The sequence below is a fragment of the Azomonas agilis genome, assembly GCF_007830255.1.
Taxonomy (GTDB): Bacteria; Pseudomonadota; Gammaproteobacteria; order Pseudomonadales; family Pseudomonadaceae; genus Azomonas; species Azomonas agilis.
The window spans coordinates 57,660-66,700 of the sequence record NZ_VLKG01000014.1; the positions used below are offsets into that span (position 1 = coordinate 57,660).

Genomic DNA, 9,041 nt, shown 5'->3' on the forward strand with positions numbered 1-9,041 from the left:
TACGCATGAGTACTGCATTTCAGACAAGAATCCGGGCCTTCAATGCCGTAAATGTCTTAAGCGCAATCCCGTAGCAACCAAACCGGCAATAAAGGCCAGTAATCCCACCACCACCAAAAACCCTAAATACCAGACTCGCTGCAGCCAATCCCAAGCGAACCATTCAGCACTGGGCACATTTAGCCACAAAACACTAAGGATCATGGCAAGACATCCCGTACCTAATCGCAGGCTAAACAACCCCCAACCGGGCTTAGGCTGATAAATACCTGCCTGACGCAAACCACGGAACAACAGCACCACATTGAGCAACGAAGATAAGGAGGTTGCCAAAGCCAACCCCACATGCTGTAAAGGCCAAATCAGGATCAGATTAAACGCCATATTGGCCACCATACAGATCACGGCAATCCGTACCGGCGTTTTTATATCCTGCCGCGCAAAAAACCCCGGTGCCAATACCTTCACCAACATAAAAGCAAGAACACCTAAGGAATAGGCCACCAAAGCGCGGGCAGACTGCACAACGGCCTCTTCAGTCATGGCACCGTAGTAGAATAGCCCCGCAATCAAAGGCTCGGCCAAAATACCCAAGGCCAAAGCCGCAGGAACACCGACTAAGAGCACCATGCGCAATCCCCAATCCAGCGTGTCCGAAAAGGCCTCTCCTTCAGCGCTGGCATGATGGCGCGATAAGCTCGGCAAAATCACCGTACCTATGGCAATCCCAAAGGCACCAAGGGGTAGCTCTGACAGCCGATCAGCATAATACAGCCAAGATACGCTACCTGTGGGCAGGAATGAGGCCAGCACTGTATCCAATAACAAATTGATTTGGCTGACCGATACCCCAAAGAGCGCAGGAACCATCAGCAGTAGAATTCGCTTTACCCCTTCATCCTTTAAATTTAAGCGCGGACGGGGTAATAAACCTAAACGGGCCACAAAGGGTAACTGAAAGCCTAGCTGTGCAACCCCCGCGATAAATACCCCCCACGCCAAAGCCATCACGGGCTGCTCAAACCAAGGTGATAGCCATACTGCTGCTGCAATTAAGCACAGATTGAGCAACACGGGTGTAAAAGCTGGTACCGCGAATTGCCCGTAGCTGTTAAGAATTCCGGCCGTAAAAGCGGTCAAGGAAATCAACAGCAAATAAGGAAAGGTGATACGTAACAGCTCACCAGCGAGGGCCAGCTTCTCTGGGTCATCATGAAAGCCCGGTGCAAACAGCATCACCACATAGGGCGAAGCCACTACCCCCAAAGCGGTTAAGGCCGTTAATACCAAACCCAAAGTACCTGCCGTGTAATCCACTAAAGCCTTTACCTCAGCCAAACTGCGCTGGGTACGATACTCAGAAATCACCGGCACAAAAGCCTGAGCAAAAGCCCCTTCAGCAAACAGCCGCCTCAAAAAATTGGGAATTTTAAAGGCAATAAAAAAGGCATCTGCAGCGGCCCCTGATCCAAAATAATTGGCTACGATAATGTCGCGCGCCATACCAAGAATCCGAGACAGCATCGTCATGATGCTTACCACAATCCCCGAGCGCAATAAGCCACTCCGGGCAGACTGTTCAGACATAAAGGCTACCGAAAAAGACAATGGGCTGAGCTAAAATCAGACTTGTTTCATAATGAGAGGGCGAGTGTAGCCACCTCCCCCCTTCTCGACCAGAGGTAACCCTTTTTACCCTTGACAAGAAGGCATTGACTAAGCACAATTCGCGGCCTTATTTGTCTGGTAATTCCCAGTCCCCAGTTTTTCGAGGAGTTCGACGGTGGCCAACAGCCCTTCCGCCAAAAAACGCGCAATCCAGGCTGAGAAGCGTCGCAGCCACAACGCCAGCTTGCGCTCTATGGTTCGTACCTACATTAAAAATGTGGTTAAAGCACTCGCTGCTAAAGATCTGGAAAAAGCCCAAGTAGCTTATGTAGCAGCCGTTCCAGTAATCGACCGCATGGCCGATAAAGGCATTATTCATAAAAACAAAGCTGCTCGTCACAAGAGCCGCTTGAATGCTCACCTTAAAGCTCTGGCTACTGCCGCTGCTTGATTGAGCCTATTCAGTTTTAACAAAAAACCGGCCTAAACGCCGGTTTTTTGCTATCTGAACCACACTAATGTTGATCGACTCTCTCTAAAAAGGATTTTTAAAGCCCCAGCTTTAAGCGTGATGGGCAATATAACTCGCGAGTGGAGCATCCCTACCACACTACAGCTCTTCCATACCCGCGACTACACGGATTACTAGCAAATCACCAGAAGAAACTAAATGGCCCAGAACTCCGACTTTGGAACTCGGCAACCTTGTTATAAAACTCATCATCAGACATCAGTACATAACGAATCCACTCAACCAACGCAACAATAAACGGAATGTAGAGCCAGCACGTCAGAAGATAGACAATACCCCAGCCCCAAGATCCCATATAAAACTTATGCGCCCCGAAGCCTCCGAGAAAAACACCCCATAACGTTGCCGCAGCCTTGCTTTTATTACCTCGTGGACTGCTCGAAGCCTGCCCCAAGGCTCGATAAATCTTCACTGCATTACCTCCCTGGCTGTCAAAATCAACCCATATTCCCCGGCTTGGTTGAAGATCATCCCTCCACTCAGAACCTGAGAATGTATATCTCACCCCATCCGAAGCAGAGATCACGCCTTCACTTTTTTGAACTGAGAAATCGAGGATTTGACCCTTCATTGCTTTTTTCCTTTAAGAATAGTGATGGGTTTATTTGCATAAATTACAAACGAATCCTATCAAAATTTTCTTATACGGAAAAATAATATTCGCAAAATTTTCCTCAACAGCTTTGTTCTACAGGAAAAGGCTACACAGAATTACGCCATGAATATTGGCGCAGCGATTCGAAAAATTCGTCTGGAACGGGGGCTTACGCTGGAACAGGTTGCCTTAGAGGCAGACACCTATGCCGGTAATCTTTCCAAAATTGAGCGCGGTCAGCACCCACCCTCCCTTGAGCTACTGCACAAAGTGGCTCAGGCGTTGGGTTTGCGCATGTCTGAGCTATACGCCCTTGCGGAAAGCAATACAGCTACCAGCGATTTTTCTTTACAGGAAAACCAAGGTGATTACACCAATGAAGTAATACTGATGCGCCGTCACTTTCAGGCGCTCACTGCCCCTAATCGAACTTTGGCATTGGAACTTATTAAAGTATTGGTTAGGAATCAAAGCCCCCAATAAAAAACCGGCCTTGAGCCGGTTTTTTATTGTCCGCTGAAAACAGACCAAAACTCCAAGTTGCTTCTTAACCTTTCTTATTGCGACTGCACCTGCCCCGTCCAAGGCATAATCGGAATCGCTGTTACCGCATTTTGCGGACTGCCATCTACCATACGGTCGCTATACACCAAGTACACCAGCGTATTACGCTCGGTATCGTGGAAGCGCACTACCTGCATGGTTTTAAACACCAGTGACGTACGCTCTTTGAACACTTCTTCGCCAGACTTTAGCTTTTCTTTGATGTTGATGGGGCCCACTTGCCGGCAAGCAATAGAAGCTTCGGCCCGATCCTCAGCTAAACCTAAACTGCCTTTAATACCACCGGTTTTAGCACGGGATAAATAACAGGTTACGCCATCCACTTTGGGATCATCAAAAGCCTCAACTACGATTTTATGGTTAGCACCCAGCAATTTAAAGGCAGTACTTACTTCTCCCACTTCGCGTGCCATACTTGAAAGAGGGAGCGCCACTAATGCAGCGCCCAGTACAGATAACCATCTCATGCCTATTCCTCACAGCAGTATTAGATTGTCTCGGTGGATCAATTCCGGTTCGTCAATGTAGCCTAAGAGCTGCTCAATGTGGTCAGTTAATCGTCCCAAAATCTTTTGCGTTTCGCCGGCACTGTAATTAACCAAACCACGCGCTACTTCTCTCCCTTCTGGCCCAAGGCAAACCACCATTTCACCACGCCGGAAACTACCCTCTACAGCTTTTACCCCCACAGGCAATAGGCTTCGGCCTTGGTGCAGGGCTTGCACTGCTCCCGCGTCTAGTATTAAGCGTCCACGCATTTGCAGATGCCCCGCCAGCCATTGCTTACGCGCCGCATGGCGTGTCTGCTCTGGCCAAAGCAAAGTTCCTAGGACTTCTCCTGCTTTCAGACGATCCAATACTTGCTCAATACGACCCCCAACGATAATAGTATGGGCTCCAGAACGGGCGGCCAGACGTGCAGCCCGTAGCTTGGTTTGCATACCACCACGTCCCAAAGCTCCACCACTGCCGCCAGCCACCTCATCCAACCGAGGATCGTCAGCCTTAGCTTCACTAATCAGGTTAGCCTGCGGGTTATGGCGTGGGTCAGCATCGAACATTCCCTCTCGGTCGGTAAGGATTACCAACAAATCAGCCTCAACGAGGTTAGCCACCAGTGCCGCCAAGGTGTCATTGTCGCCAAAACGAATCTCATCGGTGACTACAGTATCGTTTTCATTGATGACGGGGATGACCTGCAAATCCAACAAAGTGCGCAGCGTACTGCGGGCATTCAGGTAGCGTTTGCGATCTGATAGATCATCGTGGGTGAGCAGAATTTGCGCCGTTTGGCACTGATGGCAGGCAAAGCTAGACTCCCAAGCCTGCACCAAGCTCATCTGTCCCACAGCGGCAGCGGCCTGTAATTCATGCACAGCCTTTGGGCGGCTTGACCAGCCCAAACGGCTCATACCCGCGGCTACCGCACCGGAGGACACCAGTACCAGCTCCACACCTGCGCGGCGCAAAGCGATCATTTGCTCAACCCAAACCTGCATCGCCGATTGATCCAGCCCACGTCCGTCAGCGGTCAGTAAGGCACTGCCAATCTTCACCACCCAGCGCCGTGCGCCGGTCACTTTGTCCCGCATGTTCCCACCTCAGATCCACCCAATCGGGTTCTGCTCCGCGCTTGATGCCAACATTAAACCCTAATAACGGACGTAGATGATTTCTGCGCCATCCTCATCATCTTCGTCATCAAAGTCAAAATCATCGGCATCACAGTCTTCCACCCGTTTAACGCCAGTACGACGCAGGGTGCGGTTATCATCCAATTCTTGTAGTCGTGAACGCCCCTCATCCTCAATCCGCTGATCCAACTCGGCCAAAGCCGCAGCATATTCAGGGTCTTCTTCCAAACGCAGCGCCCGCTCATCCAAATAGCGCATGATCGCTTGGCTTAACGCCTCAGTACCTTCATGCTCTAAGGCTGAAATAACAAATACTGGGCCTTTCCAATCTAGCCGCTCCACCACGGCTTTGAGTCGCTCTTCGCGCTCATCTTCCAGCAGTTGATCGGCTTTATTGAGCACCAACCAACGGTCGCGCTCTAATAGGGCCGGACTGAATTTTTCCAACTCGTGTAGGATGGTTTCAGCCGCATCAGCAGGATCACTGCCATCTATTGGAGCCATATCCACAAGGTGCAATAACAGGCGCGTACGAGTCAGGTGTTTTAGGAAGCGAATCCCCAAACCCGCCCCCTCAGCAGCCCCCTCAATTAGACCCGGAATATCAGCAACCACAAAGCTTTTATAGCGCCCTACACTGACTACGCCCAAGTTGGGAATCAGGGTGGTAAAGGGGTAATCCGCTACCTTAGGACGGGCTGCGGAAACGGAGCGAATAAAGGTACTTTTACCGGCATTAGGTAAACCCAATAAGCCCACGTCAGCCAATACCTTCAACTCAAACTTTAGATCGCGAAATTCACCCGGTTTACCCGGTGTAGTTTGGCGTGGTGCTCGGTTGGTACTGGATTTAAAACGCACGTTACCCAGTCCATGCCAGCCTCCCTGAGCCACCATCAATTTTTGGCCGGGCTGGGTCAGATCGCCAATGATTTCTTGAGTATTGGCATCAATGATTGTTGTCCCTACGGGAACGGGCAAGATCAAGTCTTCGCCCTTAGCCCCCGTACATTCACAGCTCCCACCATTTTGGCCTCTTTGGGCCTCAAAACGACGGGTATAACGGTAATCGACCAACGTGTTGAGATTTTCATCAGCTATCAGGAATACGGAGCCACCGTCGCCGCCATCTCCGCCATTAGGCCCACCTTTTTCGATGAATTTTTCACGGCGAAAGCTCATACAACCGTTGCCGCCATCGCCAGCCTTTACAAAAATAGATACTTCATCGACAAACTTCATGGATATATCTCCCGCCAGTAGTGCGGGCCCAAAACCGAAACACAAGAAAAGCCTCGACCCGCAACGAAGCCTCAGCAGGCAGCAATTACTTCAAACCGCACCCATTTTGGCGCGGAATGGAGCACAACGAAACCATTAAAGGATGACAGAAACAAAAAAGCCCCGTCGAAAGGACGAGGCTTTTCCTATCAAAGCTCAATCAAGCCGTAGCTACGCTCACATAGCGGCGGTTGAACTCACCCTTGACTTCAAACTTGATCACGCCATCAACTTTAGCGAACAGGGTATGGTCTTTACCAATACCTACGCCGTAGCCAGGGTGCCATTGAGTGCCACGCTGACGGATGATGATGTTGCCTGCACGAACAGCTTGGCCGCCGTAGAGTTTCACACCCAGGCGTTTACTTTCGGAATCACGGCCGTTCCGTGTGGAACCGCCGGCTTTTTTGTGTGCCATGAGTCAATGCTCCTGTGAGGGACTTAGACCAATTAGGCCTGAATACCGGTGATTTTAACTTCAGTAAACCACTGACGGTGGCCCTGACGCTTCATGTGGTGCTTACGACGACGGAATTTGATGATGCGCACTTTGTCGTGACGACCCTGAGCAATCACCTCAGCAGTCACCTTAGCGCCCTCTACGACGGGAGCGCCAATGCTTACTTCATCACCGTTGCCGATCAGCAGTACGCGATCGAAGGTTACGGATTCGCCGGTCGCGACTTCCAGTTTTTCGATTTTTAGGTACTCGCCTTCAGCAACCTTGTATTGCTTACCGCCTGTTACAATCACTGCGTACATTATCTGTCTCCGTTCATCCTGCTCACCCAGCGCTTTCTCGGTATCTTTGGCGGCTGGCATGGCTGCATGGAGCCTAAGGACTCTATGCCATTGCGTAAGGCAGGAGGTGCCTGTTAAAAACAAGGGCGAAATTCTACTGAGCCCTACCGACTAAAGCAAGACCAGAGGCAAGTTGCCTTGACAGCTCAGGCCCCTCCCCCCTAGGATGCCGCGCATCCTCCGAGGAGCTTCGCCGCAATGTCAGCCCAATCTTTTTATCAAGTGGTATCAGAAGAATTTGCTGCCGTTGATGGCATCATCAACCAGCAGCTCACCTCACGAGTTCCCTTGGTTGAAAAAATCGGAGATTACATCGTCTCCGCCGGGGGGAAGCGTCTGCGCCCCTTGCTGGTGCTTTTAAGTGGCAAAGCCTTGGGTGCCTCCGGTGATCGCCTGTGCCAACTGGCCGCCATCATTGAGTTTTTACATACCTCAACCCTACTGCACGATGACGTGGTGGATATGTCCGGCATGCGCCGAGGACGCTCCACGGCCAACGCGCTATGGGGCAATGCACCGAGTGTGTTGGTGGGTGACTTTCTTTATGCCCGCTCGTTTGAAATGATGGTCAAACTGGGTTCTTTACCGGTCATGCAGATCATTGCCCAAGCCACCCGCGTGATTGCCGAGGGTGAAGTGCTGCAATTATCCCGAGTGCGGGATGCGAGCACCACCGAAGAGATCTACATGGAAGTGATTCGCGGAAAGACCGCCATGCTGTTCGAAGCTTCAACCCATGGAGCCGCCACCTTAGTTGAAGCTGAATCGGCCCAAGCTGAGGCTCTACGCTGTTTTGGCGATAGCTTAGGTATTGCCTTCCAGTTAGTTGATGATCTGCTGGATTACAAGGGCGATAGCGAAACCCTAGGCAAAAACGTGGGCGATGATTTGGCGGAGGGTAAACCAACACTTCCTCTCATCTATACCCTGCGGGAAGGTACCCCTGAACAAGCAACCTTAGTGCGCCAAGCAATTCAGCAAGGGGGTACTCAGGATCTGGAAAGCATTCGCCAAGCAGTCGAGACGGCGGGGGCTTTGGATTACACTGCCCACCTAGCACAAGACTACGCCAACAAAGCCATTAAGCGTTTAGATGCACTACCACCTAGCATCTACCGAGATGCCCTCATTGAGCTGACTCAGTTTGCCGTAGCCCGTACTTACTAGGGCCTGTTGACGTTTTACATGGGTAGCCATTGAACGGCACAGGCCATGGCAACCACTGCCTCATAATTGCATTTCAGTTTGTCGTATCGAAAAGCCACCGCTCGGTAGTGTTTAAGCCGTGCAAAGGCATTCTCAACCAAATGCCGGTAGCGGTATAAACCTCTGTCCAGATCCGCATTACCCTTAATTGAGTTGCGCTTTCGGGGAATAACAGGACGTCCTCCCTGCTGCCTGATCTGATCTCGAATGCATTCACTGTCATAACCTTTATCCGCGACAATCACTTCAGCACAGGGCAGCTGCATGATCAGTTTGGAAGCGACGCAGCTGTCGTGAACATCGCCTCCTGTCACTTCAAAGGCCACTGGCAGGCCTTGTGCGTCAACAGCCAAATGAATCTTGCTTGTCAGCCCAGCGCGACTTTTACCCAGCCCCTCAGTATGACCACTGGCCGCTCCGGTACTGTGTTGATGGGCTTTTACATAACTGCCGTCGATAAACAACCACTCAAAGTCAGGTTCCTCAAGCAAGGCTTGAAAGACTTTGAACCACTTACCCGTAGCTGACCAAGCGTTGAAGCGCTTGTAGATCGAGTTCCAGTCTCCAAAGAGGTCAGGCAAATCTCGCCAAGGGCAGCCGACACGCATCCGGTAAAGCATGCCTTCGACGGTCATTCGGAGATTGGGCTTGTGGTAAATGGCGTGCTGAAGCAGAATTTTTTCCAGCTTCGACCAAAGCTCGTCGCTGAGCAGTAATCGGGGCATTGCAAATCCGCAGGGTTATGGGTGTAGGAACCTCAATTCTGCGGGTTTGCTTTTGTTTCTCAATACCTTCATGACGAAACGTCAACAGGCCCTAG

11 protein-coding genes are annotated in these 9,041 nt (G+C 50.9%); 3 read left to right on the top strand and 8 right to left on the bottom strand.

Annotation, left to right across the window (positions count from 1 at the left end; all coding sequences use genetic code 11):
• Nucleotides 1-39: 39 nt before the first annotated feature.
• A complete protein-coding gene (gene murJ / locus LX59_RS14375; RefSeq protein ID WP_144573092.1) occupies nt 40-1,587 on the bottom strand; it encodes a murein biosynthesis integral membrane protein MurJ in 1,548 nt (515 codons plus the stop codon).
• 196 nt (nt 1,588-1,783) lie between these two features.
• On the opposite strand from murJ, the gene rpsT reads away from it, so the two are divergent.
• On the top strand, nt 1,784-2,059 hold the full coding sequence (rpsT, locus tag LX59_RS14380; protein ID WP_144573094.1) for a 30S ribosomal protein S20: 276 nt from the start codon (nt 1,784-1,786) through the stop codon (nt 2,057-2,059).
• Nucleotides 2,060-2,261: 202 nt separating this feature from the next.
• Here the strand turns inward: rpsT and LX59_RS14385 are convergent, their stop codons facing one another.
• Complete coding sequence (locus LX59_RS14385) at nt 2,262-2,711, bottom strand: TM2 domain-containing protein (RefSeq protein ID WP_144573096.1); 450 nt, start codon at nt 2,709-2,711, stop codon at nt 2,262-2,264.
• A 147-nt stretch (nt 2,712-2,858) separates the two neighbouring features.
• Here LX59_RS14385 and LX59_RS14390 point away from each other — a divergent pair, with 147 nt between their 5' ends.
• Complete coding sequence (locus LX59_RS14390) at nt 2,859-3,218, top strand: helix-turn-helix domain-containing protein (RefSeq protein ID WP_144573098.1); 360 nt, start codon at nt 2,859-2,861, stop codon at nt 3,216-3,218.
• A 74-nt stretch (nt 3,219-3,292) separates the two neighbouring features.
• Here the strand turns inward: LX59_RS14390 and LX59_RS14395 are convergent, their stop codons facing one another.
• From LX59_RS14395 to rplU, 5 genes are all read right to left on the bottom strand, one after another.
• Nucleotides 3,293-3,766: a CreA family protein gene (locus LX59_RS14395; RefSeq protein ID WP_144573100.1), complete on the bottom strand. Its 474-nt coding sequence runs from the start codon at nt 3,764-3,766 to the stop codon at nt 3,293-3,295.
• 9 nt (nt 3,767-3,775) lie between these two features.
• The gene (gene proB, locus LX59_RS14400; protein WP_144573102.1) at nt 3,776-4,891 is read right to left on the bottom strand and encodes a glutamate 5-kinase; all 1,116 of its coding nucleotides are present in this window, start codon (nt 4,889-4,891) and stop codon (nt 3,776-3,778) included.
• Between the two features lie 60 nt (nt 4,892-4,951).
• Nucleotides 4,952-6,175 carry an Obg family GTPase CgtA gene (cgtA, locus tag LX59_RS14405; protein WP_144573104.1) on the bottom strand — a complete coding sequence of 408 codons (1,224 nt, stop codon included), beginning with the start codon at nt 6,173-6,175 and terminating at the stop codon, nt 4,952-4,954.
• Between the two features lie 199 nt (nt 6,176-6,374).
• Nucleotides 6,375-6,632: a 50S ribosomal protein L27 gene (gene rpmA, locus LX59_RS14410; RefSeq protein ID WP_144573106.1), complete on the bottom strand. Its 258-nt coding sequence runs from the start codon at nt 6,630-6,632 to the stop codon at nt 6,375-6,377.
• Between the two features lie 32 nt (nt 6,633-6,664).
• On the bottom strand, nt 6,665-6,976 hold the full coding sequence (rplU, locus tag LX59_RS14415; protein WP_144573127.1) for a 50S ribosomal protein L21: 312 nt from the start codon (nt 6,974-6,976) through the stop codon (nt 6,665-6,667).
• A 237-nt stretch (nt 6,977-7,213) separates the two neighbouring features.
• Between rplU and LX59_RS14420 the strand changes: the two genes are divergently transcribed.
• Complete coding sequence (locus tag LX59_RS14420; protein WP_144573108.1) at nt 7,214-8,182, top strand: polyprenyl synthetase family protein; 969 nt, start codon at nt 7,214-7,216, stop codon at nt 8,180-8,182.
• A 14-nt stretch (nt 8,183-8,196) separates the two neighbouring features.
• Here the strand turns inward: LX59_RS14420 and LX59_RS14425 are convergent, their stop codons facing one another.
• Nucleotides 8,197-8,946 carry an IS5 family transposase gene (locus tag LX59_RS14425; RefSeq protein WP_144571718.1) on the bottom strand — a complete coding sequence of 250 codons (750 nt, stop codon included), beginning with the start codon at nt 8,944-8,946 and terminating at the stop codon, nt 8,197-8,199.
• Between the last annotated feature and the right edge of the window lie 95 nt (nt 8,947-9,041).

What these genes read in the sequence shown, in the direction of transcription:
- murJ (WP_144573092.1), bottom strand. Translation starts at nt 1,587, where the DNA reads ATGTCTGAACAGTCTGCCCGGAGTGGCTTATTGCGCTCGGGGATTGTG.
- LX59_RS14385 (WP_144573096.1), bottom strand. Translation starts at nt 2,711, where the DNA reads ATGAAGGGTCAAATCCTCGATTTCTCAGTTCAAAAAAGTGAAGGCGTG.
- LX59_RS14390 (WP_144573098.1), top strand. Translation starts at nt 2,859, where the DNA reads ATGAATATTGGCGCAGCGATTCGAAAAATTCGTCTGGAACGGGGGCTT.
- LX59_RS14395 (WP_144573100.1), bottom strand. Translation starts at nt 3,766, where the DNA reads ATGAGATGGTTATCTGTACTGGGCGCTGCATTAGTGGCGCTCCCTCTT.
- proB (WP_144573102.1), bottom strand. Translation starts at nt 4,891, where the DNA reads ATGCGGGACAAAGTGACCGGCGCACGGCGCTGGGTGGTGAAGATTGGC.
- cgtA (WP_144573104.1), bottom strand. Translation starts at nt 6,175, where the DNA reads ATGAAGTTTGTCGATGAAGTATCTATTTTTGTAAAGGCTGGCGATGGC.
- rpmA (WP_144573106.1), bottom strand. Translation starts at nt 6,632, where the DNA reads ATGGCACACAAAAAAGCCGGCGGTTCCACACGGAACGGCCGTGATTCC.
- rplU (WP_144573127.1), bottom strand. Translation starts at nt 6,976, where the DNA reads ATGTACGCAGTGATTGTAACAGGCGGTAAGCAATACAAGGTTGCTGAA.
- LX59_RS14420 (WP_144573108.1), top strand. Translation starts at nt 7,214, where the DNA reads ATGTCAGCCCAATCTTTTTATCAAGTGGTATCAGAAGAATTTGCTGCC.
- LX59_RS14425 (WP_144571718.1), bottom strand. Translation starts at nt 8,946, where the DNA reads ATGCCCCGATTACTGCTCAGCGACGAGCTTTGGTCGAAGCTGGAAAAA.